This is a genomic window from Micromonospora sp. NBC_00858, from assembly GCF_045207365.1.
Classification (GTDB): Bacteria; Actinomycetota; Actinomycetes; order Mycobacteriales; family Micromonosporaceae; genus Micromonospora.
In genome coordinates this window covers 1,450,991-1,475,148 of record NZ_CP108828.1, presented here as the reverse complement: position 1 = coordinate 1,475,148, position 24,158 = coordinate 1,450,991, and the positions used below count along the sequence as shown (strand labels likewise).

The window sequence follows — 24,158 nt, the reverse complement described above, 5'->3', positions numbered from 1 at the left end:
CCAACACAGCCCGGCCGGCGGCACCGCCGGCCGGGCTGGCGACGCCTCGGTATCAGGTGGTGGTGGCGGCGGCGGACGGGGCGCCGACTCGGGTCACCAGGTAGCCGAAGGCCGCCGCGGTGAAGAACATGACGATGCCGTAGACGGCCCCCGGGATCGCCATCTGCGTGCTGTCGAGCAGCGCCGGGCTGAGCGCGATCGTGATGGCCAGGGTGCTGTTGTGGATGCCGATCTCGAACCCGGCCGCCGTCGCGGCGCTTCGATCGACCCCGGCAAGCCGCGGCACCCCGTACCCGATGGCGAGGCTCAGCAGGTTGAACGCGAGCACGGCCAGGCCGACCGAGACGAAGTAGTCGGCGATGTTCTCGCGCTCGCCGAGCACAGCACCGGCGATCACCGCGACGAGCACGACGACGGACAGAATCCGGACCGGGCGGTTCAGGCGCTCGGCCACGCGGGGTACCCGGGCCCGGATCAGCATGCCGATCGCCACCGGGACGAGCACGATGGCGAACACCTGCAGCACCTTGTCGAACTGCAGGCCGATGCTCCTGCCGTCGGGCAGGAAGTACGCCGCCGACAGGTTGACCAGGATCGGCAGGGTGAACACCGCGATTATCGAGTTGATGGCGGTGAGGGTGATGTTCAGGGCCACGTGCCCGCCAAAGAGGTGGCTGTAGAGATTGGCCGTCGTGCCACCGGGGGAAGCGGCCAGCAGCATCATCCCGACGGCCAGCTCCGGCGCCAGGTCGAAGGCGACGACCAGCCCGAAGCAGAGCGCCGGTAGCACCAGCACCTGGCACACCAACGCGATGACGGCGGCCCTGGGATGCTGAGCCACCCGACGGAAGTCCTCAGTGGTCAGCCCGAGACCCAGGCCGAGCATGATGATGCCGAGGGCGATGGGCAGTCCGATCAGGGTCAAGGCTGAGTCCATGACACGACATCGTTACCACCCGGTAACGCCCCCACAATCCCCCGTGCGGCTGGTGGCTCTTGACCTCAGACCGTGATCGGCTTAACTTCATCGATCAGATAAGTCTCTTTACTAATTCCGCTCCATTCCTCGTGGGAGTGCCGATGCGACAATTCCGTCACCGCCGCCTCACCGCCATCCTTGCCCTGGCGACCATGCTGGTCACCGCCGCCCCGCCGACCGCCGCGAGCGCGGGCGACAAGCCCGACCACCGGGCCGGTTACCACCGGGTCGGCTACTTCACCCAGTGGGGCATCTACGGCCGGGCCTTCCCGGTCAAGAAGCTCGACACCTCCGGGGCGGCCAGCCGCCTCACCCACGTCAACTACGCCTTCGGCAACGTCAGCGAAGACGGACGCTGCTTTGTGGATGGCGGGCCGGGCGAGGGCGACGCCTGGGCCGACTACCAGCGTCCCGTTCCGGCGGAGGAGAGCGTCGACGGCGTCGCCGACGGCCCGGGTCAGGCGCTCAACGGCAACTTCGGCCAGTTGGCCAAGCTGAAGGCCAAGCACCCCGGCCTGAAGGTGCTGATCTCGCTGGGTGGTTGGAGCTGGTCGACGTACTTCTCGAACGCCGCCCGTACCGACGCCTCCCGCAAGGCGTTCGTCGCCTCCTGCATCGATCTCTACCTGAAGGGCAACCTGCCGGGTGGGGACGGGAGCGCGGGTGGCCCGGGTGCCGCCGCCGGCGTCTTCGACGGCATCGACCTCGACTGGGAGTGGCCGAACTGGGCCGGTGAGCCAGGCAACGTCATCCGCCCGGAGGACCGGGAGAACTTCACCAAGCTGCTCGCCGAGTTCCGCCGGCAACTCGACGCGTACGGCCGCAAGACCCGCGCGCACCACCCGCTGACCGCGTTCCTGCCGGCCAACCCGGCGACCATGGACGCCGGGTACGAGGGTCGCAAGATCTTCAAGTACCTGGACTTCGCCACGGTGCAGGGGTACGACTTCCACGGCGGCTGGGACGCGGTGGCCAACCAGCAGTCGGCGCTGCGCGTGCCGGCGGGCGCGCCGGACAACCCGGACTTCTCCGTCGAGGTGGCGATCGACGGCTGGATCGCCCGTGGCGCGCCGCGCGACAAGCTGGTCCTGGGCATCCCGTACTACGGTCGGGGCTGGACCGGCATCACCGGGGGCGGCAACGGTCTGTTCAAGCCCGCCACGGGCCCCGCGCCGGCCACCTTCGAGGCCGGGTACGAGGACTACAAGCAGCTCAAGACCCTGGCCGGCAACGGCTTCACCGTGCACCGCGACCTCCGCGCCGGGCACGCCTGGTTGTTCGACGGTACGACGCTCTGGACGTACGACGACCCGGCGGTCGTGCTGCAGAAGACGCTGTACATCCGGCGGGCCGGACTGGGTGGCGCCATGATCTGGTCCTTGGACGGCGACGACGACAACGCCACGTTGACCAAGACGATCGGCCTCGGGCTGACGACCTGGTAGCCGTACCCCGCTTGCGGCAGTCCCCCCGGCCCGTCGCTGACCGATTCCTCGGCCGGCGGCGGGCCGGTGGTCCATGCGACGGCCTACCGCTGGGCGGGTGCCACCGCGTGTACCGCGGCCTCGATCAGCGCGGTCACCTCGTCCATGTCACGAGCCCGGCGCACATCCAGCTCGGCCGACCATCCGTCCGGGCCGGTGAGCTTCACCGTCACGTCGTCGCGGCGGTGGGTCAACCAGCCGGCGACGGCCTGGACCAGCACCATGACGACGCCGCCGCTGTCGACGGCCACCAGCAGCGCGTCCGTGCCATCCGCCGACCTCTCGTCGGACGGCGTCGTGGCACCTGCGGCGCGCGGCGCCGTTACCTTTTCGCGCAGCCGGTCCTCGGACCGCAACCAGGACGCGAGAGAACGCCGAGAGTCGGCGGACGGAAGATCCGGATGGACCGAGAGCGTGATCGTCTCCAGAAACGCCGGCATTGTCTCCTCCTTCCGGGCGAGGACAACGAATACGGGTTCCCCCGTCATCCTGCCAGCCGGCTCCGGTGTCGGCATCCCATGCAGTCACCGAAGTCGATCAGACCTTGACCGGGCTATCGACGGTTCATAGGCTCCGGCCACTGTGAGGCATTTCCCGAGAAGGGAAGCACGAGACATGGCCCGATCGAGAAGTCCGTTCTGGACGGTTCCCCCGAAGCGGCTGGCGAGTGCCGCCGCGATCACGCTCCTACTCGGCATGACTCCCCTGCTCAGCGGCACGGCCGCGAGCGCCGCGCGGCCCTCCCCCTGCAGCAACGACCCGACCGCCCGGCTAAGCACCGTGCCCACTCCGGAGGCCGTGCTCGGTTTCCCGCTCGGGGTCGGCCAGGAGCGGGTCGTCACCAACGACGAGGTGCGCGGATACCTGGGGGCCGTGGACGGAGCCTCCGACCGGGTCGTCACCGGCGTGATGGCCACCAGCGTGCTCGGCCAGCCGCTGCCGTACGCGGTGGTGTCCAACGAGCGCAACGTGCGGCCGTCGGAGCTGCGAAGGATCGCCGACGACGTCCGCGACCTGCGGGACCCGCGCCGGACCAGCGCGAGGACGGCCGCCCGGACGGCGAAGGACAGCCCGGCCATCGTCTGGGTCACCGCGAACGTGCACGGCGGCGAGAAGAGCGGCACCGACGCCGCGCTCAAGACGCTGTACGAGCTGGCCGCCGGACTGTCCTGCGCGGTCGCCCAGCGCAACGACAACCTGGTCACCATCATCGTGCCGACTCAGAACCCGGACGGCCGCGACGCCACCCGGCGGCAGAACGAGTTCGGCTTCGACATGAACCGGGACTGGTTCGCCCGCACCCAGCAGGAGACCGACGGCAAGCTCGAACTCCTGCGCCGGTACCCGCCGCAGGTCTTCATCGACGCCCACGAGATGGGTGGCCGCCAGTACTTCTTCCCGCCCAACGCCGACCCGATCCACCACGAGATCGCTGGCGAGGCGGTGGATTGGATCAACCGGATCGGCGAGGCCAACAAGGCCGGCTTCGGCTACAACGGCGCCTGCGCCGACGACGACGCCACCGAGTGTTACTTCAACTACTCGACCTACGACATGTTCTTCATGGGCTACGGCGACACCGTGCCGACCACCGGGTTCGGTGCGGCCGGCATGACGTACGAGAAGGGCAGCGCGTCGGCGGTGGCCGACCGGGTCCAGCAGCAGTTCAACACCCAGTGGGCGACGCTTGGTTGGGCCGCCGCGAACAAGCACGAGGTGCTGACCGACTACTTCGACATCTGGACCGACGCGCTCGCCCAGGGCAGGGCGGGCACGCTGGAGCCGAACGAGGTGGTCGAGCCCACCAACGAGGTCCAGTTCCCGGTACCCGACATCAAGATCCGTTCGTACTTCCTGCTGCCCGACCGGCAGCTCGCCGACGTTCGCCAGCTCGTCGAGCGGCTGCGCCGGATGGACGTCGAGGTCTACGAGGTGCAGAAGCCGACCCGGGTGCCGACCGCCCGGATCTTCGGCGGCCGGTCGGCCAGCAACGTGACCGTGCCCAAGGGCGCGTACTGGATCCCGATGGACCAGCCGCAGAAGCACTGGATCCAGGCGATCATGGGCGAGGACCCGTACACCCCCTTCCCCTACTTCTACGACGTCTCATCCTGGAGCAACCCGCTGCTGATGGGCGTGTCCACGATCTACACCGGCGACAACGTCAAGCCAAAGGCCCAACTGGTCCGGAAAATCTCCGGCGGCCGGACCGCGCCGGCGTGGCCGTGGGGCTCGTACACGTACCCGCTGGACTCGGCGGCTGCCGCGGAGCTCACCTTCACCCTGCTCGGCCGTGGTGTGCCGCTCGTGCGTGACCTGAACACCAGCGCGGTCGCCCTACCGGCGAGCAAGCTGAGCCGCGAGGTCGACGAGCTGGCCGAATCACTCGGGGTGACCCTCACCCCGGGTGGGCGGGCCACCGGGACACGGCTCGCCCTGCCGGACGTGGGGCTGTTCCAGGGCACCGGCATCTCCACCACGTCGGGCTCGCACGGCGAGGCCCGGTACATGCTCGGCAAGCGGTGGGGGCTCGACCTGAAGCCGGTGACCACGGCCGACATCAACGACAACACCGAGGCCTTCACCGGACGTACCGTGCTGCTGGTGCCGGACGGCAGCAGCCCCACCGGCGGTCTGACCGCCACCGGGCAGGCCAACCTGCGCGACTGGATCGCCCAGGGCCACACCTACATCGGGCTGCGCAACGAGGGCACCCGGGTGGCCCGGGCCGCCGGGCTCACCTCCACCACCGAGAAGCCCAAACCGGCCGGCTACCAGGTGCTCGGCTCACACCTGCGAGTCGACGTCGACCACGACAGCCCGGTGGCGCTGGGCCGCCCGGCGGAGGACTTCGAGTTCAACAACAGCGACCCGATCCTCAACCCGAGCACGACCGGGACCAACGTGCTCCGCTACCCGACGGGTGACACCTTCTGGGCCAACGGCTACACCGTCGGCGGCGACACCCTGAAGGGGACGGCGGCACTGGTCGACGAGCCCACCGGAGCGGGTCGGGCGGTGCTGTTCGCGTTCAACCCGCTCTTCCGGGCGTACAACGAGAATGGTCTGCACCTGGTGGCCAACGCGCTGCTCTACCCGGCGGGCGCGGGCGCGACCACCGCGCCGGACGCCCGACGCTCGCCCGGGGTCGACGCGGCACGCGCGAGCGCCGCAGCCGCGCCGGTGACGCCGGAGCTGGGCGGCGGGTGGCGGCCAACCACCATCGAGGTAGCGGCCACGGACCTGCCGCGTACCCGGGCGATCGTCGAGCGTTTCACCACGGACGCGCAGGCGTCCGAGGCGGACGGCTCGGCCTACCTGGTGATTCCGAACCCGGAGGGACGCCAGGCCGACGAACACCCGTTCCTGGGTGATCTGGTACGCGCCCTGCACGACGCCCAGGTGCCGCTGCGGTCCGTGGTGGGCTGACGCGGTACCTGTACAGCGAAGCGCCCGTCCCCGCGTTGGGGACGGGCGCTTTCGTGCGTTCCGAGATCGGCTACGGCCGCCCGGCGACCTGGGCGACGAACGCCCGCCACGACACCGGCCCAAAGACCAGCCCGACGTGGCGCTGCGGGACGCGCGGCACTGGGCGACCGGCCGATAGTCGACCACTCCACGCAAACACCACCTCGACGTAGCTGCGCCGTCGATTCCGCGCGGATCTTGGACAGTTTCCGTTCGCACGTGACGGAAACTGTCCAAGATCTGGTGGCGCGGTGTCGATCCGGCGGCAAGAGTTCCCGGAATGCTGCCCGCCGATGACGCTGACGTACTCGACTGGCTCGCCTTCGAGCAGGCGGGCGTGCTGACTACCGCGCAGGTCACCCGCCTGCTCAGCGAGGGGACGGTGCGGGGCCGTGTCCGCTCCGGTCGGTGGCGGTCGATCTGCCGAGGGATTCTGTTGACCGGCAATGGCCGGCTCAGCCGTGACCAGCAGCTGTGGGTAGCGGTCCTGGCCGCCGGTACGGGGGCGGTGCTGGCCGGTGTGACCGCCGCCGCCGAGGCCGGCGTACGGGGGCTGCGCCGCGAGCCGCTGCACGTGCTGGTGCCGGCTGCCCGTCGCGCCGCGCGGACCACCCTGCGTCGACTCCCGATCGACATGCCTGCGGTCCTGGTGCACCGCACGTCGGTGCTGCCGGAAGCCCATCTCCAACTCGCGCGTCCGCCGCGCACCACGACGGCCCGAGCCCTGGTCGACGCGGCGGGTTGGGCAGCCGGCGTAGACGAGGCGCAGGGGTTGCTGGCCGCAGGCTGCCAGCAGCGCCGGGTACTGCCCGAGGAGTTGAACGCGGTGCTCGACGTCCTGCCCCGAGCACCCCGTCGGCGGCTGATCCGAGAGACGGCTGGCGACATCGTGGGCGGCGCGCAGGCGCTCTCCGAAATCGACTTCCTGCGTCTGTGCCGCCGGCATCGGCTGCCCGCTCCGGATCTTCAGGAACATCGGGTCGACGCGGCAGGACGGAATCGCTGGCTAGACGCGTACTGGCAGGAGTGGCGGGTACAGGTGGAGATCGACGGTGCGCACCACATGGACGCCCGGCAGTGGGCAGACGACATGCGCCGGCAGAACGACGTCTGGACCAGCGGCGACCGAATCCTGCGCTTCCCGGCCTGGCTGGTCCGCGCCCGTCCCGACGAGGTCGCCGAGACGGTCCAGCGCGCCCTCGTCGCGGCCGGCTGGACCCCAACCCCGCCCCGCCGGGTAAGACCAAGGTGAATCTTGGACAGTTTCCGTTCGCAGGTAACGGAAACTGTCCAAGATCTACGGGCGGAGGCGGAGTACCTGGTCCAGCAGTCCACCGTGCGATAGGAGGGGCCTGGCCCGCCAGGAGTGCGAAACGCCACGAGAGCCGACGTCCGGAGCCCTCGGTGGCCGGCGGTTCGGGCGTCTCGTCGGGGCTGCGGTCCGGGCGACGCTCGCCGAGCCGACGTACCTGCATCGTGGACGCCGCGACACAACACGACGGTCCGGCCGGCCCTACGAATGGGCCGGCCGGACCACGCTGGCGGCGTCAGGCGGTGGTGCAGACGGTGCCGTTGAGGGTGAACGCCGTCGGCAACACGTTCGGGCCGCTGTACGCGCCGACGAAACCGGCGCTCACGCTGCCACCGGCGGCGATCTGCCGGTTGTCGTCAGTCGGGGTGACCCGCACGGCCGCACCGACCTGTTCCCAGGTGGCGCTCCAGCCGCTGCTCACCTGCTGCCAGCCGGTGGGCCAGGTCCAGGTGAGCGTCCAGCCGTTGATCGGGCTCGTCCCGTTGTTGATGATCTCCACACCGCCGATGTAGCCGTTGCCCCAGTCGCTGTTGGTGGTGAAGCGGACGGTGCACGCGCTCGCGGACGGGCTGCCGGTGGTGAAGGTAAGCGGCGGCGAGGACCAGGACACCCTGCCGGCGGTGTCGCGGGCCAGCACGTTGACCGTGTACCTGGTGCCCGGCACCAGGTTGCCGACCGTGAACGAGGTGGCCGCCGTCTCGCCGAGTTGCTCGCTGATCGCACCATTCTGCCGGTACACCTCGTACTTCGCGATCGGACTGGCGCCCGGTGCGGCCGCCGGCCAGGAGATCGTCGCGGTCCGGTCGGTGACGCCGCTGGCGGTGGGCTGACCCGGTGCCGAGGGCCGCCCGGCGGTCGAGCCGGCTGGGCGGAGCACCAGTGTGGTCAGTGAGTACGGCGGCAGCTTCCGGCTGGTCGCGGAGCCGGACTGGCCGGTGGCGATGCCGGTGGCGCCGTTGGCGAGGGTGGACACCGTTGGCGCGCCGGCGGACGGGATGAACCCCGCGTAGCCGATGGTGACCGGATGCGCCGTGTCCGGGTCCTTGTTGACCAGCAGCACCGCGAGGTCACCGTCGCCCCGGCGGACGGCGTGCGCGGTGACCAGCGGCTGGTCGGTGCCGGCGCGGACGAACTGGTCGCCGGGCTGGGCGAAGCGCTTCATCATGGTCAGCCCGTGGTACGGCGCGAACGCCGTGTTCAGCGGCGGCTCGCAGACCGAGCCGTCCTCGGTGCAGGCGCCGCTGGAGAGCATGCCGAAGTCGCCGTAGTCGGTCTGGCCCGCCACCTCCGACACGGTGCCGATGCCGTTGTGCACGTTCCACCAGTGGGCGGTGAAGACCCCGTTCTCCAACAGCGCGCTGTAGGCGTCGGCCAGGAAGAGCGCCGCCGGCTGGGTGGTCCGGCCGGCGTCGACGTTCAGCTCGGTGAAGCTGATGCCGATGCGTGCGGCGTTCGGGCCGGCGTACCGGGTGAGCTGCTCCCGGAGCAGGTGGGTTGCGTCGGGGATGTGGCTGGTCCGGGCCAGCGACTCCGCGGCGGTGCCACCCGGGTACCAGTGCACGTCCACGAAGTCGATCTTTGGACCGGCGAGGGAGAGCACGGTCTGGTTCCAGGGGCCGGGGTCGCTGCCGGCGGTGATCCCGTCCGGCCAGTTGCCCGGCATCGTCAGCACCGCGCCGACCTTGATGCTCGGGTCGACGGCCTTCATCGCGTCGGCGTACTCGACGACCAGCCTCGCGTACTGGGTCGCGCTCTTGTCCGGGTGGTCGTCCGCCTCCCAGGCTGCTCCATAGTGGCCGTTGCCGTAGTTCTCGTTGCCGACCGTCCAGTATTTCGCGCCGTAGCCCTTGGTCACGTTGGCGTACCGCACCCAGTCGGCGGCCTCTGCCGGCGAGCCGGTGCCGTAGTTCGCGATGATCATCGGTTGCGCGCCGGCCCGCCGGACCGCCGCCATGAAGGTGTCGAAGTCGGTCCCCGGTGCGACGTACCCGCCGGGCGCGGTGTGGTCCTTCCAGTGGTAGATGTCGGCGTACGAGCCGCCGGGGTAGCGCATCATCTGCACGCCGGCGCCGCGCAGCAGGTCCGACGTCTCGGCGCTGCCGAGGTGCTGGTCCCAGATGGCGTGGTTGACGCCCAGTGCGGTGTCGGGCACTGTCGCCAGCCCCGCGCGGGCGTTCACGGTCACGGCGACCGGGTCGGGTGCCGCGCTGGCGGTCGGTGGGTTGATGCCGGAGAGCGCGCCCACTGCGAGCAGCAGGCTCGCCAGGAGGGACGCGCGGGCTTTCGGGTTCTGCATGGGCTGGGTTCCTTCGCGGAGGTGGGTCGCCCAGCCGGTCAGGGTGCGGCGCGGCGGTGGGCAGACTCGTGGACGGATGGCGCTCTTTGGTCCATCGCTCGTTTCACCCGTCCCCCGGAATCCGTGCTGGATCCCGGCTGCCCATTGGACGGACGTCAGCCCCGCGCGCGCGGCATGTCATCGACGCACAAGAATCTCATGCTCGGTTCGACGACCTCAAGGGAGTACGCGCCGGCCTCGTACACCGGCGCCGCTGCGTCTCAAGGACGAGCGTCGTCATCGTCTCGCCCACCATGACCTGAGCGGCGCCCCCGGACACTGACGGCGGCCAGCAGAGTGACGACCGCTGCCGTCAACTGCAGCACGCCACCGAGCAGATCGACCAGGCCGGAGATGGCGGTAGCGTCGGAAACAAAGTCCATGGCGGCCTCCGGGTTCGCGCCCACCGTCCGCTTCCTGCGGAAGGCCCTCCCCCGGGCCCAGCGGACAACCGCTTGAGCGCCGCCGTCATTGTGGCACCCTCCCGCATCCAGGCGGAAGGCGTGGACTGCGGGCGGCCAGACCGCCCGGTCCCGGTCGTCGCGACCGGAACCGGAATAATCCGGCGGCATGCGGGGACGATTCGGTGCGGTCAAGCGGTGGTACGGAAAGCGTCGGCGGTTCGTCCGCTACACGCTCCTCGCGCTGGTGGTTGGTGCGGTGCTGCTGACCGGCGGCACGGTGGCCAGCGTGGCGTGGATCCGCGGTGACGCCGAGGGCCACCTCTACAGCGAGGCCGACGTACCGGACGCGCCGGTCGCCCTGGTATTGGGCACCAAGGTGGACGCGGATGGCACGCCGTCTCCGTTCCTCGCGGCCCGCTTGGAGATCGCGCGGCGGCTGTTCGATGGCGGCAAGGTCCGGGCGATCCTGGTGTCCGGCGACAACATGAACCCCGACTACAACGAACCCGCCGCGATGCGGCGCTGGCTGGTCGACCGGGGCGTGCCGGCGCGGAAGGTGGTGCTCGACCACGCCGGCTTCGACACGTACGACTCCTGCGCCCGGGCGGAGCAGATCTTCGGGGTGACGCGCGCGACGGTCGTGACCCAGTCCTTCCACCTCCCCCGCGCCGTGGCGCTGTGCAGGCGTCTCGGCATCGACGCCAACGGCGTGGGCGACGAGACCGCGAAGCGGTACGCCCAGACGTGGCGGGTCAGCTCCTCCCGCGAGCACGGCGCCTGCCTCAAGGCCGCGCTGGACCTGGTCTCGGGTCGGGACCCGGCCCACCTCGGCCGCCGAGAGACCGGCATCGACGACGCCCTCCGGAGCGGCTGAGAACGAACGCCGACCTGCGCGGAGAGTCCTTCCGTCAGGGGTGCCGGGGTCGTGCGGCGCTATCGCGGAGGACGAGTTCGGTGGCGAGTTCGAGGCGCTGGATCTCGGTCTTCTCGCCGCCGGCGAGCCGCAGCACGGTGCGTGCGGCCAGCATGCCCATCTCGGCCAGCGGTTGACGGACGGTGGTCAGCGGTGGGGAGCACCACCGGACCTCCGGCAGGTCGTCGAAGCCGACCACGCTGATGTCGTCGGGCACCCGGAGGCCGCGTTTGCGGACGGCCTCGTAGACGCCGAGTGCCATCTGGTCGCTGGAGGCGAAGATGGCGGTGGGCGGCTCGGGCAGGGCCAGCAACTGCGCACCGGCCGTGTAGCCGGCCTCGTGGTAGAAGTTGCCAGCGCGGATGAGGGAGTCGTCCACCGGGATTCCGGCTGCGCCGAGGGCGGCCCGGTAGCCGTCCAGCCGCGCCCGGCTGCACGTCAGGTGCGGTGGCCCGGCGATGAAACCGATGCGGCGGTGGCCGAGGCCGAGCAGGTACTGGTTGGCGCTCAGGCTGCCCGCCCAGTTGGTGGCGCCGATCGTGGGTGACTCCTGCGGATCGACCCCGGCGGGGTCGATGATGACCACCGGGAGGCGGAGCCGGCGCAGCTCTGCCTGGAGGGGCGGGTTCACCATCGAGGTCACGAAGATGACACCCGAGGAGGTGCGGGTACGCATGTTGTCGAGCCACTGTTTGGCCGAGGAGATGCGCCAGTGGATGGCCGAGACGACGGTGCCGACGCCGCTGCTCAGCGCGACGTCCTCCACCCCACGGATGATCTCCACAGCCCAAGGGCTGTCCAGGTCGTTGAAGACCAGATCGATCAGGGCGGCGGCAGTCCGGCGGCCCGCCGAACGGCGGCGGTAGCCGTACCGGTTGAGCAGTTCTTCGACCCGTTCCCGGGTCTGCGGGCTGACGTCGGAACGGCCGTTGACGACCCGGGAGACCGTGGGCACGGAGACGCCGGCCAGCCGCGCGATCATCGTGATGGTGACGTTTCGGGCGTTGTCGGAGGCCACGGTCCGTCCCTTCGTCTGGTTGGCAGCCTGTGGTCGGCTCGGTCGTTCCCGGAACTTTCGGCTTCCTGCCGGAATTACCGATCGATGGCCGGACGCTACGAGCCGTTTGCACGCTGGTCAAGGTCTCGGGTCCTATTGCGAAAGTCCGGCCGACGTACGCAGGGTTGGCGACGGTGCGGGTACCCAGGTTTCCGGAAGTTCCAGCCGCCGGACGGCGACTGCGACGGCCCTCGTAGGGTGAGGGCATGGCTGAGCGATCTCTGACCCTGATGGCGGTACACGCCCACCCCGACGACGAGGCGACGAGCACCGGTGGCATCCTTGCCCGCTACGCGGCGGAGGGGATCACGACAGTGCTCGTGACCTGCACCGACGGGCGATGCGGTGACGGCCCCGGTGGGGTCAAGCCCGGCGACCCGGGGCACGATCCGGCCGCCGTCGTGGCGATGCGCTCGGCCGAGCTGGAGGTGAGCTGCGCGGCGTTGAAGGTCACCCACCTGGAAACGCTCGGCTATGCCGATTCGGGGATGATGGGCTGGTCGAACAACGACCAGCCGGGCTCATTCTGGACGACGCCCGTGGACGAGGCGGCGGACCGGCTGGCGGACCTGATCCGGCAGTACCGACCGGACGTCGTCGTCACCTATGACGAGAACGGCTTCTACGGCCACCCGGACCACATCCAGGCCCACCGGATCACCATGGCCGCTGTCGCGAAGACGGACATCCCCGCGAAGGTGTACTGGACCACCGTGCCGCGCACGATGTTCGCGGAGTTCGGCCGGATCATGCAGGAACTCGGCGTCGAGTGGGCCGATCCGGACGCAGCGGACGAGCCGGGGCCGCAGCTCGGCCTGCCTGACGACGAGATCGACACCTGGGTGGACACGAGCAGCTACGGCTCGCAGAAGTTCGACGCGTTGGCCGCGCACGCCAGCCAGACCGAGAACATCTTCTTCCTGCAACTGGGCCGGGAGCGGTTCACCGAACTGATGGGCGTCGAGACCTTCGTCCGCGTCCAGGACACCACTGGCGCGCCGCTACCCGAGGACGACCTCTTCGCCGGACTGCGCTGACCGGGCAGGTGCTACTCGTCGCCCGCTCGATGACCCACCTCGGTGGCAACCACGCCGTTTGCCGTCTCGCCGCGTAGGTCACGCCTACGGAGTACGTCACGCAACGCTCGAAGGAAGAACCACAGCACGCCGACGAGGACCGGAACGACCGTCCATGAGCGCCAGCTACCCTCGGCCAGGATGTCGGGGGTACGGATGCCGGAACAGAGGACCATCAGACCCGCGACGAACAGCTTGCCCCATGAACCGCCAGACCTCACCATGCCACCTCCACATCTCGAGCCAGCCTGTCAAGGAAGCGGCCGGCCGTCACCACGACCGACCCGGCCCGGAGCTGCGTGCCTCAGCGACGGCACGAACGAGAAGACCCTGACTTTTAGCATGACCGCATGACGATAGATCTCTTCGCGGGCATACCCGTCCGCGACTACACGACGGCAGCGGCCTGGTACGAGCAACTCCTCGGCGCCCCGCCGTCGTTCCTGCCGAACGACACCGAGGCGGTATGGGAACTGGCCGACCATCGGTACGTGTTCATCGAGGTACGGCCCGAGCATGCCGGGCACGCCATGCACACCGTCTTCGTCAGTGACTTCGACGCCCGCCTCGCCCAGATCGCCGAACGCGGCCTGGAGCCGGCCGAGCGCGAGACCTACGGCAACGGTGTTCGCAAGGCCACCTTCCGCGACCCGGACGGCAATGAGATCGGCTTCGGCGGCGCGCCGACCGCCGCCACCGTTTGACACCGAATAGACGTGCTGCTGTCTGGTAGCGCGCACGTGGCTCCTCGCGACAACCGACGGTTGGATGTGTGCATCACATCAGCCACGCCGGAGTGGGATCAAACAACCGATCCACGGCGAGCCACAACGATCAGTTGTGCGCGCCTAAGGTGAACCAGTGGACACCGAGGCATTGCGATCGTTCGTCCGGGCGGCCGAGCTCGGACAGTTGCAACATGCGGCCGATGAGCTGGGCGTGACGCAGCAGGGAGTCTCCAAGCGGATCGCCGCCCTGGAACGCGAGCTGGAAGTCCGTCTGTTCAAACGTACGGCCCGAGGAGTTGAGCTGACGCTTGATGGTCAGGCATTTCTCCCCCACGCGCGGAGCATCGTCGCGGGTGTCGAGCGCGCCATCACCGCGGTCAGGCCGGGCTTCCGGGCCCTTCGGATCGACGTTCTCGGCCTGCGAAGCGCGCAGGCCGTTGTTCTGCACGACTATTGGCGGTCGCATCCCGAAACCAACCTCGACGTGGTGACCCTCCGGGTCAACGACCCACGCGTGGCCGTCGCCGCCGTCGAAGCGGGCGATATCGACGCCTCGTTCCGTACCGTCACCGCCCCGGACACACTGCCGCCCGACGTGCAAATGATTCACGCGTTCGACTCTCCGCTGGAGCTTCTCGTCGGCCCGAGACATCCGCTCGCCTCCGCGCGCAGACTGACGCCACTGCAGTTGCGTAAGCACCGGATATGGGTGCCGGGTATCGCGCCCCGAAGCGAATGGGCAGATTTCTACGATCAGCTCGCCACCGAATTCGACCTACGCATCGATGCGGCAGGCCCGCACTTTGGAGACGAAGTACTCCTGGACACCCTCGCGGATTCCGCGGACGTGGCCACCCTCGTTGGGGCACGCGACCGGTACATCTGGCCGACGAACTACGACCTACGCCGCATCCCTATCGTGAATCCGACCCTCGCATACCCACTCTCTCTCGTCCTGCCCAGAACGAACCCACATCCAGGACTCCGGGCAATCATCGCCCACCTCGGAAGCCTGCCAAGGCTCCCTGAGACGGTCTGGCTCCCGTCCTGGGCAACGACGCCACGGCGCGGCGACCGCGACATCGCAAATGCTCGCAGGTCCCAGACCCGACAAGGGTGACCCGACCGGCTGCCGACAGCAGCCTCCACCAGCGCCTAAAGGACGTCTCGTAACTCGCTGAAGGTGTTGCCCCGTCCGGGCTGGCGGTTCAGCCGGGTCTGTGGATCTAAAGGTGTTTCCGGCCTGACCTGCCGGGCGTTGTGCCTGGTGAGGAGGGTGCCGTGATGACCGCGACACTGAACGACCAGACTGGACGTAAGAAGCGGCCCGAGCCGTCGGCGGAGGCGAAAGCCGCGGCCGAGTTGGTGCGGGCCGCGAAGGAGCAGGGCCTGTCGCTGACCGGCCCGGATGGGCTGCTGAAGCAGTTGACCAAGACGGTCCTGGAGACCGCGTTGAACGAGGAGATGACCGAGCACCTCGGCTACGAGAAACATGATCCGGCCGGCGTCGGCGCGGGCAACATCCGCAACGGCACCAGGCCGAAGACGGTGCTGACCGACGCATCGGGGCCGGTGCCAATCGATGTGCCGCGGGATCGGGCTGGCACGTTCGAGCCCCAGATTGTCCGTAAGCGGCAGCGCCGCCTGTCGGGGGTCGACGAGGTGGTGTTGTCGTTGTATGCCAAAGGTTTGACGACTGGGGAGATCAGCGCGCACTTCGCCGAGATCTATGGCGCCTCGGTCAGCAAGGAGACCATCTCCCGGATCACTGACAAGGTGATCGAGGAGATGACCGACTGGTCGCACCGGCCCCTGGATGAGATCTACGCGGCCGTGTTCATCGACGCCATCGTGGTCAAGGTCCGCGATGGGCAGGTCGCGAACCGGCCGTTCTACGCCGCGATCGGGGTCACCCTCGACGGGGAGAAGGACATCCTCGGGCTGTGGGCCGGCACGGGTGGTGAGGGTGCGAAGTTCTGGATGAGCGTGTTGACCGACCTGCGCAACCGGGGCGTGAAGGACGTGTTCTTCCTCGTCTGCGACGGCCTGAAAGGCCTGCCGGAGGTCGTCACGAACGTGTGGCCCCGCACGGTGGTGCAGACCTGCATCATCCATCTGATCCGCAACACGTTCCGGCTGACCTCACGCAGGTACTGGGACGAGTTGAAGCGGGACATCAAGCCGATCTACACCGCGGTCAACGCCACCGCGGCCCGGGCCGCGTTCGACGACCTGGCCGACAAGTGGGGCGGGCGGTATCCCGCGGTGATCCGGTTGTGGGACAACGCCTGGGCCGAGTTCATCCCGTTCCTCGACTACGACCTCGAAATCCGCACGGTCATCTGCTCGACCAACGCGATCGAGTCCCTCAACGCCCGCTACCGCCGAGCGGTCAAAGCCCGTGGGCATTTCCCGAACGAGCTGGCCGCGTTGAAGTGTCTGTACCTGGTGACCCGGTCCCTGGACCCCACCGGAGCAGGCAGAACCCGATGGACGATGCGCTGGAAACCCGCGTTGAACGCCTTCGCCATCACCTTCAGCGACCGCTTCCCAGCCGCTGAAACCTACTAACCAAGATCGCCGGAAACACCGTTAGCGAGACAGCCCCGTTCAGCCGGCGAGGATGATGTTGTGGAGATGGGCGATGCCGGAAGCAGCGTCGGTCAATGTGTGGGCGGCGCGGCGGTAGTCGCGGAGGATCTTGAAGCACTTCATCCTGGCCAGGGCGTGTTCCACCTGCGCTCGGACGGTGCGGTGTTGCTTGTTCAGGTCGGCCTTCCACTCGGGCAGCTCGCTGCCGTCGGTTGGCTTGCGGTACGGGATGATCACCTCTGGGTTGCCGCGGTAGGCGCCGTCGGCCATGACCGGCCGTCCGGCCAACTTCTGGTCGATGCCGCTGGTCCGGTAGACGATGGTGTCGTTGCGGTTGCCGGGTTGCGGGTCGCCGAGGGCCACCACGAGGCGGGTGTGGGCGTCGATGGCGACCTGCAGGTTCGTCGAGTAGCGGTAGTTCTTGCTCGGGGCGGCCAGGCGGTGGTCCCGGGTCGGGATGAGGGTGCCGTCGACGATCGCGATCTGGTCGACCCGGCGCCGGCGAACCGGGGCCAGGGCCAGCAGCGGGCCGAGGGTGTCGATGACCCGGTGAGCGGCGGAGTGCGACACCCCGAACAACGGACCGATCTGCCGCATCGTCAGATTCGTGCGCCAGTACACGGCGACCAGCAACACCCGATCCGCCAGGTCGAGAGACCACTGCCGGCCCGGCCGGCCGTCAGCGATCGCGTCACCGCCACGCTCGGCGACCAGGCGGACCAGCCGGCGGAACTGGGCGGGCTGCAGGCCAGTGAACGGAAAGATCCACTCCGGGTGCCTCGCGGTGATCACCTGCACCCAGACATCCTCGATGACCGTCCTCAGCAGACAAACGTCGGGGTTACGAGACGTCCCTTAGTGAGTTTTATCCAGTCACCGATACACCAGAAAGGATCGTGGCGTGTCCAGCGACCGTCTCATGCGCATCCACAGCGCCGGGTTCCAGGCCATGGCCGAGAGGGTCCTGCGGGTCACCGAGCTCACCTCCCGCCTGAACGGGCCGAAGGCCACATTCATCACTGTCGGTCACCCGGTCGATCCTGAGGAGCGACGGGGGTGGCTGAGCGGCGCGCCCATCGATGTGGCAGAGAACGTGTGGATCGGCGCCGGGGCCACGATCCTTCCTGGCGTCAGCATTGGCCGTGATGCCGTGGTCGCCGCTGGCGCGGTCGTGACCGATGACGTTCCGCCGGCAAGCCTGGTGACCGGCAACAAGGCAACCGTGCACCGACGGTGGTGACGACCTCTCCGGGGCCACACAACGGCTAGGGTCCGCCAGGGCTGCTCAGTGGACGACGGCGGGCGCCGTGGCCTGCTCGACCTGCTGCCGCAGGGTCGGTAGCGCCGGCGCCAACGCCACGAGCATGCACAGACCACTGAGCGGGAGCAGGTCAAGGGTGGCTACCGGCAGGACGATCCCGACGAACAGCAGTGGCGCACTCCACCACCGCAGCTGCCGCTTGGCGGCCAGCATGCCCGCGAGGATGACCAGGCCGAGGAAGAAGAACTGGGGTACGACGTCGTAGAAGGCAACCTCGACCCCGGGAATGTCCTTGAAGTCCGCGGCGAGCGCGGACATCTCCGCCCGGTCCGCGGCCATCAGCCCTTCCACGATGTCGGCGCCGAACTGCACCATCGTGGCGGCGAGCCCGACCAGCGTCAGGACGACCACCCCGACTCGCCAAGGGCTGCGCGGCAGCAGGCGGGAGAGTGCGAGGACAGCCGGTACGAAGAACACCATGCCCGCGAGGCCGAGCAGATGTGCGGCCTGCCAGTCGAACCCCGGGCCGTACACCTCGTCGGACTTTCCCCACAGTCGTACCAGTCCGTAGGCGGCGATACACACGGGGCCAGCGATCACAAAGAATGCAGCGCGTCTCATGCCGGGAATCATCTGCCCGCCGACACCGCTCCAGCCTCCGGGCAGAGCCCCGGTACGGCCCTTGATTCTGTCTCAGGTCTTCCACCGAGCGACCCTGAACAGGGACCCGGACAAGCGGCGGTCAGCGCCGGTTGAGTTCCGCCTGAAGCCGCTGGATGAGCGTCTTGCGAGCCTTGCCGGCGTGCTCGTTGCGCAGGGCAGCCTTGAGCTGTCGAGTGTCGAGGCCGTGGACGAGTTTGGCCGCCTCGACGACCGGTAGCTCCGACAGCCGTCCGGTCGACGCGGCATCCCTGCGCGCCCGCTTGGCCGGCCCGGTGTTCGCCACGTACTGCTTGCCGGATCGCGACGCCTCGCGCTTCTTGGTGTCGGTCGCGCGCTTCTGGTCATCCGACAGCTGCTCCCAGGCACGCTTGGGCAGGTACCGACTCGTCGTACCGCCACGACGTGCTCGGGTGTCGCCCTGTCTGGTCTGCCAGTTCTCGTTTCCCCACCGCTGCAGAGACTTCTGCCGCTCGTCCTTGGGGCCCTCGAATCCCCCGCCACGCCTCTTGTACTCCTGCGTGAGCAGCTGCGACTTACGTGCCGACCACTGCCCCTGCCTGCCGCCCTTGTCGGAAGCCTTGATCTCTTCCTTGATCTGCTCTCTGAGTTCGGGCTTCGTGTAGCGCGCCATGAACGGCAGCTACCCGGGACCGCACCGCCTATGCCTCCCGCGCGCCGGGCTTGACCTCAACCTCACACGAGGTTCTAACCTGCTCGCGGAGGTACGGCATGAGCATGGAAGTTACCGCGTGGACGTCCCTGCACCACGCGATGAACGCGCAGGACGAACGACCACTGTCCCGGGCCACCCTGAAGCGCATCGCGCGGTTCGCGCGACCGCACCGTTCCCTGATCATCAGGTTCCTGCTGTTGAGCGTGGTGACGGCGGTCCTCACGGTGGCGGCACCGGTCCTCGCCGGTCGGGTGGTGGACGCGATCGTCGACGGCGCCGACAGCAGCATCGTGATCCGGTTGGCGGTGCTGATCGCCGTGATCGCCCTGGCCGAAGCCGGCCTGGGTCTGGTGACGCGGTTCCTGTCCGCCAGCATCGGTGAGGGGCTGATCGTCCAGCTGCGGACAGCCGTCTTCGACCACGTCCAGCGCATGCCGGTGGCGTTCTTCACCCGGACCCGTACCGGTGCGCTGGTCAGCCGTTTGAACAACGATGTGATCGGCGCGCAGCGGGCCTTCAGCGACACCCTGTCGGGTGTGGTCGGCAACGCCGTCACACTGCTCCTGACGCTGGCGGTGATGCTCAGCTTCTCCTGGCAGATCACACTGCTGGCGCTCGTACTGCTGCCCATCTTCGTCCTTCCGGCCCGCCGGATGGGTTCGCGGCTCGCCCAGTTGCAGCGCGAGGCCGCCGAGCACAACGCGGCCATGAGCACCCGGATGACCGAACGCTTCTCGGCACCCGGCGCGACACTGGTCAAGCTGTACGGGCGTCCGGCCGAGGAGTCGGCCGAGTTCGCGGCGCGGGCGCGACGGGTGCGCGACATCGGCATCCGCGCCGCCATGCTCCAGTGGGTCTTCATCACCGCGCTCACCGTCGTCGGCTCGCTGGCGCTGGCCCTGGTCTACGGGCTGGGCGGTCTCTACGCCCTCCGGGGCAGCCTCGACGCCGGCACCGTGGTCGCGCTCGCGCTGCTGCTGTCGCGCCTCTACGCGCCGTTGACGTCGCTGGCCAGCGCCCGGGTCGAGGTGATGAGCGCGCTGGTGAGCTTCGAGCGGGTGTTCGAGATCCTCGACCTCAAGCCGCTGATCCTCGACAGGCCCGACGCCCGGCCGCTCCCTGACGGACCGGTCGCGGTGGAGTTCGACGCGGTACGGTTCGGGTACCCGTCGGCCGACAAGGTGTCGCTGGCGTCCCTTGAGGATGTGACGAAGCTCGATACGCGCGGCGGCGAGGAGGTGCTGCACGGCGTGTCGTTCCGCGCCGAAGCGGGGCAGATGGTCGCCCTCGTCGGCTCCTCCGGAGCGGGCAAGTCGACGATCGCCCAACTCGTGCCGCGCCTGTACGACGTCGAGGATGGCGCGGTGAAGCTCGCCGACGTCGACGTACGCGACCTGTCGGCCGAGTCGGTCCGAACGGCACTCGGCGTGGTGACCCAGGACGGGCACCTGTTTCACGAGAGCATCCGCGCCAACCTGGTGTTCGCCCGGCCGGACGCGACCGAGGAGGAGATGTGGGAGGTACTGCGGCGGGCCCGGCTCGACGCCCTGATCCGCTCACTTCCGGATGGGCTCGACACCGTCGTCGGTGAGCGCGGGTACCGCCTGTCGGGCGGCGAACGGCAACGGCTCACCATCGCGCGGCTACTGCTGGCCCGCCCCCGGGTGGTCATCCTCGACGAGGCCACGGCGCACCTGGACTCCACGTCGGAAGCCGCCGTACAGGAAGCCCTCGCCGAGGCCCTGACCGGCCGGACCAGTGTGGTCATCGCGCACCGGCTGTCCACCATCCGCGCGGCCGACCAGATCCTCGTCGTCGAGGACGGACGCATCGTCGAACGCGGGCGACACAGCGAGCTACTCGCCGCCGGTGGCCGGTACCAGGAGTTGTACCGCACCCAGTTCGACCAGGACGAGCCGGCGGCCCAGGAGGAGCCCGTCGCGGCCGTCTGAGAAACGCCTTCGTACCGCCGCCCACCACGGTGAGCCCGTGGTGGGCGGCGGCAACACGGCGTCAGTCGTCGTCGCCGGACCTGTCGTCATCGTCGTCGCCGGACCTGTCGTCATCGTCGTCGTCGTGGTCGTCGTCGACCGGCTCCTGCTCGGCCTTGACCACCGTGCCGTTGTCCCGGTCGACGTCCACCTCGTGCTCGGTGTCACCGGCGACGATCTCGACGCTCCAGACCGGGCGGCCGTGCTCCTGCTCTGCCTCGATCTCGACGATTCGGCCGCCGCCGGCCCTGGCGAGCGCGATCTCGCCGGCGCGCTGCTCGTTGACTGCCCCGCCCGCCGGCGAACTGCCGCCCGACGGGGTGCCGCTCGACGGCGTACCGCTGGCCCCCGGTGCGGCGGGCGTACCGCTGGTGGCGCTGTCGTCCGGTGCGTCGGTGGCCGTCGGGTCGGCGGTGGCGGCGGCGAGTGCCGTGCCACCGACCGGCCGGGATTCGTCTGCGGCGCTGACGCCGAGCGCGACCCCGGCCACAGCGAGCACCGCCGCCCCGCCGACCGACGCCAGGAGCAGAGAGTTGCGCTTCATCGTGGTGTCCACCTTTCCTCGGTTGTCGACATTGAGGATCGGCTGGATCGGGATAGTGCCGCGCTGTCCGGAGGCTAAGGCCGGGTTAAGCCGTTCTCGTCCGGCCCGGACCCGCCGTCTGTCGGCCGCTGCTGCGGCAGCGGCGGTCCGAGCCGGAGCAGTACCTGAGCCCCGCCTCCCGGACCGGTACGCAGCTCCAGCCGTCCGCCGCCGGCCTGCGCGGCGCGTCGGGCGATGTCCAGGCCGAGGCCGGTCGACCCGGCAGCGCTGGCGCCCCGCCGGACCGCTCCGGCCGGCATCCCCGGGCCTTCGTCGGTGATGGTGAGCAGCACCTGCCCGGCCTCCGGGGCCAGCCGGACGGCGAAGGGCGTGCCGTCGGGGGTGTGCGCGAAGACGTTGCCGAGCAGGGCGTCCACGGCCGCTGCCAGGTCGTCGGGGGGCACACCGACGGGAAGCGGGCCGGGCGCCAGGTCGAGGGTGACGGCACGGCCGGTGTCCTCGGCCAGCACCGACCAGAACGCCACCCGGTCACCCACGATCGTCGCGGCGTCCGCGGTGACCGCTCCCGCCGGTGGGCGGCGCCACCGGGCCTGCCGGATCAGTCCGGTGACCGCCCGTTCGAGCCCGTCGGCGGCAGCGGTGATCCGGGCCACGTCGTCCGGGTCGCGCAGCGACTCCGCCTCCAGCCGCAGCGCCGTCAACGGTGTACGCAGGCGGTGCGACAGGTCGGCAACCTGCTCACGTTCCTGCAGCAGGAGCACCTGGATCCGACCGGCCAGGTGGTTGAGCGCACCGGCCACCTCGCGCAGCTCCGCCGGGCCGGCCGGCACGACCCGGGCGTCCAGCTCGGCGTTCGCCAGACGGTTCGACACCGCGGAGAGTTCGCTGATCGGCCGGACCAGGGTGCGCGCCAGCCGGTCGGCGACGGCCAGCCCGATCAGCACCAGTACCACTCCGAGCAGGGCCAGCACCAGCCAGGACCGGGTCACCCCGCTGGTCAGCTCGTCCCGCGGAACCACGGTCCGGATCACCCCGGTGCCGTCGGCCCTGCCCTGCACCGCGATGACCACCTCCCGTCCGGCCGCCGACTCGCCGGTGAGGCTCTGCCCTCGCTCGGCCAGCGCCACGGCGGGCGTACGGGGTATCTGGGCGCCGAGCACCGTGCCGTCCGGCAGAAAGACGCTCACCGGCCGGCCGGACTCCGCGGCGAGCTGCTCGACGGTGAGCCGGATGGTCGCCGCGTCGGCGGTGCCGACCACCGGCACCAGGCTCTGCGCGTCGGCGGTGGCCCGGACCGTGGCGCGGTCCTCCGCGACGGTGCGGACCAGCAGTGCCAGCGGCACCAGGAACGCGATCAGGGTGAGCACGCTGACCGCGGCGACCAGCAGCGCGAGGCGCGCCCTCACCGCTGCTCCCCCGGTGCCTCCAGCCGCACCCCGACGCCGCGTACGGTGTGCAGGTAGCGAGGCTGCACGGCGCTCTCGCCCAGCTTGCGACGCAGCCAGGACAGATGCACGTCGACGGTCTTGTCGGCGCCGCCGTACGGTATCTGCCACACCTCGGTGAGCAGTTCCCGCTTGGTGACCACCTGACCCGGCCGACCGGCGAGATGGTGCAGCAGGTCGAATTCGCGCGGCGTCAACTCCACCGCCGCCCCCTCCAGGGTGACCTGCCGGGCGCGCGGGTCGATCCGCAGCCCACCCACGACGAGCGACGGGTCCGCCGCATCGGCTCCGGAAGGGCCCCGCCGGAGCACCGCCCGGACGCGGGCGTCGAGCTGTGCCGCGGTGAACGGCTTGACCACGTAGTCATCGGCGCCCGCGTCGAGGACCCGAACGATCTCGGCCTCGTCGTCGCGGGCCGTGGCCACGATGACCGGCACCGAGCTGACCGCGCGCAGCATCCGCAGCAGCTCCCGCCCGTCCAGATCGGGCAGGCCCAGGTCGAGCACGACGAGGTCGGGCCGGTCGTCCAGCGCGTCGCGGAGCCCGGCCATCGCGGTCGAGGCGGCGGCCACCGCGTGCCCGCGTTCCCGTAATGCCCGGATCAGCGGCGTACGGATCGTCAGGTCGTCCTCGATGAGCAGCAGGCGGGCCACAGGTGGCAGGCTAGCCGCTGCGGCCGGGGCCGGGGCGCGCGTTAACCCTGCCTTAGCGTCCGGATGTGCCGGCCACAACCATGGATCGGGGATAGTCAGGGGATGGGCCGTCGTTCGATCCTCGTCGCCACCGGGTGGGTGGCCACCGCCGCCGTGGCCACCCTGATCGGGTTGGGCGCGATCCGTCTGGTGGGTGAGAGCATCACCGGAACCCCGGGCGGGGTGCGCAGCGAGGCGGAGATCGAACGGGCACTCGCCTCGCCGGAGCCGGCGCCCGCCAGCACGACAGACGCCTCACCGTCCACGCCGGGCGCGGCGAGCGCCGCGCCGACCGCCAGCTCCGGGGTCCGCCGGGGGTTCGCCACCGCGGGCGGCACGGCCGTGGCCGAGTGCGGCGCCGGCGGGGTACGCCTCGTCTCCTGGGCTCCCGCGCAGGGCTACCGGGTCCGCGACGTGGATCGGGGCCCGGACGACGATGTCGAGGTCAAGTTCGAGGGGTCGGCCGGCGAGTACGAGCTGAAGGTGCGCTGCATCGGCTCGGAGCCGGTGGCCGTCGCCGACGACTGACGTCGCCGCAGGT

The 24,158-nt window shown here is 69.8% G+C and carries 23 protein-coding genes; 11 read left to right on the top strand and 12 right to left on the bottom strand.

Annotation, left to right across the window (positions count from 1 at the left end):
• Positions 1–52 precede the first annotated feature (52 nt).
• Positions 53–937: a bile acid:sodium symporter family protein gene (locus tag OG990_RS07025; protein ID WP_406079450.1), complete on the bottom strand. Its 885-nt coding sequence runs from the start codon at positions 935–937 to the stop codon at positions 53–55.
• A 143-nt stretch (positions 938–1,080) separates the two neighbouring features.
• On the opposite strand from OG990_RS07025, the gene OG990_RS07020 reads away from it, so the two are divergent.
• The gene (locus OG990_RS07020; RefSeq protein WP_406079449.1) at positions 1,081–2,424 is read left to right on the top strand and encodes a glycoside hydrolase family 18 protein; all 1,344 of its coding nucleotides are present in this window, start codon (positions 1,081–1,083) and stop codon (positions 2,422–2,424) included.
• Positions 2,425–2,507: 83 nt separating this feature from the next.
• Here OG990_RS07020 and OG990_RS07015 read toward each other — a convergent pair whose 3' ends face one another.
• Positions 2,508–2,903: a hypothetical protein gene (locus tag OG990_RS07015; protein ID WP_406079448.1), complete on the bottom strand. Its 396-nt coding sequence runs from the start codon at positions 2,901–2,903 to the stop codon at positions 2,508–2,510.
• 175 nt (positions 2,904–3,078) lie between these two features.
• Between OG990_RS07015 and OG990_RS07010 the strand changes: the two genes are divergently transcribed.
• A complete protein-coding gene (locus OG990_RS07010) occupies positions 3,079–5,892 on the top strand; it encodes a M14 family zinc carboxypeptidase (protein WP_406079447.1) in 2,814 nt (937 codons plus the stop codon).
• A gap of 319 nt (positions 5,893–6,211) precedes the next feature.
• Entirely contained in the window at positions 6,212–7,183 is a 972-nt protein-coding gene (locus tag OG990_RS07005; RefSeq protein WP_406079446.1) for a DUF559 domain-containing protein, read from the top strand.
• A 295-nt stretch (positions 7,184–7,478) separates the two neighbouring features.
• Here the strand turns inward: OG990_RS07005 and OG990_RS07000 are convergent, their stop codons facing one another.
• Both OG990_RS07000 and OG990_RS06995 read right to left on the bottom strand, forming a co-directional pair.
• Positions 7,479–9,539 (bottom strand): cellulose binding domain-containing protein, encoded by a 2,061-nt coding sequence (locus OG990_RS07000; protein ID WP_406079445.1) that lies wholly within the window; start codon positions 9,537–9,539, stop codon positions 7,479–7,481.
• 260 nt (positions 9,540–9,799) lie between these two features.
• Positions 9,800–9,985: a hypothetical protein gene (locus tag OG990_RS06995; RefSeq protein ID WP_406079444.1), complete on the bottom strand. Its 186-nt coding sequence runs from the start codon at positions 9,983–9,985 to the stop codon at positions 9,800–9,802.
• 163 nt (positions 9,986–10,148) lie between these two features.
• On the opposite strand from OG990_RS06995, the gene OG990_RS06990 reads away from it, so the two are divergent.
• Positions 10,149–10,856: a vancomycin high temperature exclusion protein gene (locus OG990_RS06990; RefSeq protein WP_406079443.1), complete on the top strand. Its 708-nt coding sequence runs from the start codon at positions 10,149–10,151 to the stop codon at positions 10,854–10,856.
• 34 nt (positions 10,857–10,890) lie between these two features.
• On the opposite strand, the gene OG990_RS06985 is transcribed toward OG990_RS06990, so the two are convergent.
• Complete coding sequence (locus tag OG990_RS06985; protein ID WP_406079442.1) at positions 10,891–11,913, bottom strand: LacI family DNA-binding transcriptional regulator; 1,023 nt, start codon at positions 11,911–11,913, stop codon at positions 10,891–10,893.
• 245 nt (positions 11,914–12,158) lie between these two features.
• On the opposite strand from OG990_RS06985, the gene OG990_RS06980 reads away from it, so the two are divergent.
• Positions 12,159–12,989 (top strand): PIG-L family deacetylase, encoded by an 831-nt coding sequence (locus OG990_RS06980; RefSeq protein WP_328417916.1) that lies wholly within the window; start codon positions 12,159–12,161, stop codon positions 12,987–12,989.
• Positions 12,990–13,000: 11 nt separating this feature from the next.
• Here the strand turns inward: OG990_RS06980 and OG990_RS06975 are convergent, their stop codons facing one another.
• Positions 13,001–13,252 (bottom strand): hypothetical protein, encoded by a 252-nt coding sequence (locus tag OG990_RS06975; RefSeq protein WP_386983000.1) that lies wholly within the window; start codon positions 13,250–13,252, stop codon positions 13,001–13,003.
• 126 nt (positions 13,253–13,378) lie between these two features.
• On the opposite strand from OG990_RS06975, the gene OG990_RS06970 reads away from it, so the two are divergent.
• The 3 genes from OG990_RS06970 (at position 13,379) to OG990_RS06960 (ending at position 16,327) form a co-directional block, all read left to right on the top strand.
• Positions 13,379–13,732, top strand: coding sequence for a VOC family protein (locus OG990_RS06970; RefSeq protein ID WP_386983002.1), 354 nt, complete (start codon positions 13,379–13,381; stop codon positions 13,730–13,732).
• A 157-nt stretch (positions 13,733–13,889) separates the two neighbouring features.
• On the top strand, positions 13,890–14,876 hold the full coding sequence (locus OG990_RS06965) for a LysR family transcriptional regulator (RefSeq protein WP_406079441.1): 987 nt from the start codon (positions 13,890–13,892) through the stop codon (positions 14,874–14,876).
• Positions 14,877–15,040: 164 nt separating this feature from the next.
• Positions 15,041–16,327, top strand: coding sequence for an IS256 family transposase (locus tag OG990_RS06960; protein WP_406078358.1), 1,287 nt, complete (start codon positions 15,041–15,043; stop codon positions 16,325–16,327).
• Positions 16,328–16,366: 39 nt separating this feature from the next.
• Here OG990_RS06960 and OG990_RS06955 read toward each other — a convergent pair whose 3' ends face one another.
• Positions 16,367–17,146 (bottom strand): transposase family protein, encoded by a 780-nt coding sequence (locus OG990_RS06955; RefSeq protein ID WP_406079440.1) that lies wholly within the window; start codon positions 17,144–17,146, stop codon positions 16,367–16,369.
• 103 nt (positions 17,147–17,249) lie between these two features.
• On the opposite strand from OG990_RS06955, the gene OG990_RS06950 reads away from it, so the two are divergent.
• Entirely contained in the window at positions 17,250–17,588 is a 339-nt protein-coding gene (locus OG990_RS06950) for a DapH/DapD/GlmU-related protein (RefSeq protein WP_386983006.1), read from the top strand.
• Between the two features lie 45 nt (positions 17,589–17,633).
• Here the strand turns inward: OG990_RS06950 and OG990_RS06945 are convergent, their stop codons facing one another.
• Positions 17,634–18,230 carry a hypothetical protein gene (locus OG990_RS06945; RefSeq protein ID WP_406079439.1) on the bottom strand — a complete coding sequence of 199 codons (597 nt, stop codon included), beginning with the start codon at positions 18,228–18,230 and terminating at the stop codon, positions 17,634–17,636.
• A gap of 121 nt (positions 18,231–18,351) precedes the next feature.
• A complete protein-coding gene (locus tag OG990_RS06940; protein WP_406079438.1) occupies positions 18,352–18,903 on the bottom strand; it encodes a DUF5872 domain-containing protein in 552 nt (183 codons plus the stop codon).
• A 98-nt stretch (positions 18,904–19,001) separates the two neighbouring features.
• Here OG990_RS06940 and OG990_RS06935 point away from each other — a divergent pair, with 98 nt between their 5' ends.
• Entirely contained in the window at positions 19,002–20,897 is a 1,896-nt protein-coding gene (locus tag OG990_RS06935; protein WP_406079437.1) for an ABC transporter ATP-binding protein, read from the top strand.
• A 61-nt stretch (positions 20,898–20,958) separates the two neighbouring features.
• On the opposite strand, the gene OG990_RS06930 is transcribed toward OG990_RS06935, so the two are convergent.
• The 3 genes from OG990_RS06930 to OG990_RS06920 form a co-directional block, all read right to left on the bottom strand.
• Positions 20,959–21,480 (bottom strand): PepSY domain-containing protein, encoded by a 522-nt coding sequence (locus OG990_RS06930; RefSeq protein ID WP_406079436.1) that lies wholly within the window; start codon positions 21,478–21,480, stop codon positions 20,959–20,961.
• Positions 21,481–21,554: 74 nt separating this feature from the next.
• Positions 21,555–22,886, bottom strand: a complete 1,332-nt coding sequence (locus OG990_RS06925; protein WP_406079435.1) for an ATP-binding protein — start codon at positions 22,884–22,886, stop codon at positions 21,555–21,557.
• Positions 22,883–23,578 (bottom strand): response regulator transcription factor, encoded by a 696-nt coding sequence (locus OG990_RS06920; RefSeq protein WP_386983018.1) that lies wholly within the window; start codon positions 23,576–23,578, stop codon positions 22,883–22,885. The genes OG990_RS06925 and OG990_RS06920 overlap by 4 nt, the downstream gene beginning before the upstream one ends.
• Positions 23,579–23,680: 102 nt before the next feature.
• On the opposite strand from OG990_RS06920, the gene OG990_RS06915 reads away from it, so the two are divergent.
• A complete protein-coding gene (locus tag OG990_RS06915; RefSeq protein ID WP_406079434.1) occupies positions 23,681–24,145 on the top strand; it encodes a septum formation initiator in 465 nt (154 codons plus the stop codon).
• The last annotated feature ends 13 nt before the right edge of the window (positions 24,146–24,158 follow it).

Bases quoted from the DNA above. Each gene is read 5' to 3' on its own strand.
- OG990_RS07005 (WP_406079446.1), top strand. From the start codon at position 6,212: ATGCTGCCCGCCGATGACGCTGACGTACTCGACTGGCTCGCCTTCGAG.
- OG990_RS07000 (WP_406079445.1), bottom strand. From the start codon at position 9,539: ATGCAGAACCCGAAAGCCCGCGCGTCCCTCCTGGCGAGCCTGCTGCTC.
- OG990_RS07015 (WP_406079448.1), bottom strand. From the start codon at position 2,903: ATGCCGGCGTTTCTGGAGACGATCACGCTCTCGGTCCATCCGGATCTT.
- OG990_RS06990 (WP_406079443.1), top strand. From the start codon at position 10,149: ATGCGGGGACGATTCGGTGCGGTCAAGCGGTGGTACGGAAAGCGTCGG.
- OG990_RS06940 (WP_406079438.1), bottom strand. From the start codon at position 18,903: ATGGCGCGCTACACGAAGCCCGAACTCAGAGAGCAGATCAAGGAAGAG.
- OG990_RS06945 (WP_406079439.1), bottom strand. From the start codon at position 18,230: ATGAGACGCGCTGCATTCTTTGTGATCGCTGGCCCCGTGTGTATCGCC.
- OG990_RS07010 (WP_406079447.1), top strand. From the start codon at position 3,079: ATGGCCCGATCGAGAAGTCCGTTCTGGACGGTTCCCCCGAAGCGGCTG.
- OG990_RS06915 (WP_406079434.1), top strand. From the start codon at position 23,681: ATGGGCCGTCGTTCGATCCTCGTCGCCACCGGGTGGGTGGCCACCGCC.
- OG990_RS07025 (WP_406079450.1), bottom strand. From the start codon at position 937: ATGGACTCAGCCTTGACCCTGATCGGACTGCCCATCGCCCTCGGCATC.
- OG990_RS06960 (WP_406078358.1), top strand. From the start codon at position 15,041: ATGACCGCGACACTGAACGACCAGACTGGACGTAAGAAGCGGCCCGAG.
- OG990_RS06975 (WP_386983000.1), bottom strand. From the start codon at position 13,252: ATGGTGAGGTCTGGCGGTTCATGGGGCAAGCTGTTCGTCGCGGGTCTG.
- OG990_RS06930 (WP_406079436.1), bottom strand. From the start codon at position 21,480: ATGAAGCGCAACTCTCTGCTCCTGGCGTCGGTCGGCGGGGCGGCGGTG.
- OG990_RS07020 (WP_406079449.1), top strand. From the start codon at position 1,081: ATGCGACAATTCCGTCACCGCCGCCTCACCGCCATCCTTGCCCTGGCG.
- OG990_RS06935 (WP_406079437.1), top strand. From the start codon at position 19,002: ATGAGCATGGAAGTTACCGCGTGGACGTCCCTGCACCACGCGATGAAC.
- OG990_RS06970 (WP_386983002.1), top strand. From the start codon at position 13,379: ATGACGATAGATCTCTTCGCGGGCATACCCGTCCGCGACTACACGACG.
- OG990_RS06980 (WP_328417916.1), top strand. From the start codon at position 12,159: ATGGCTGAGCGATCTCTGACCCTGATGGCGGTACACGCCCACCCCGAC.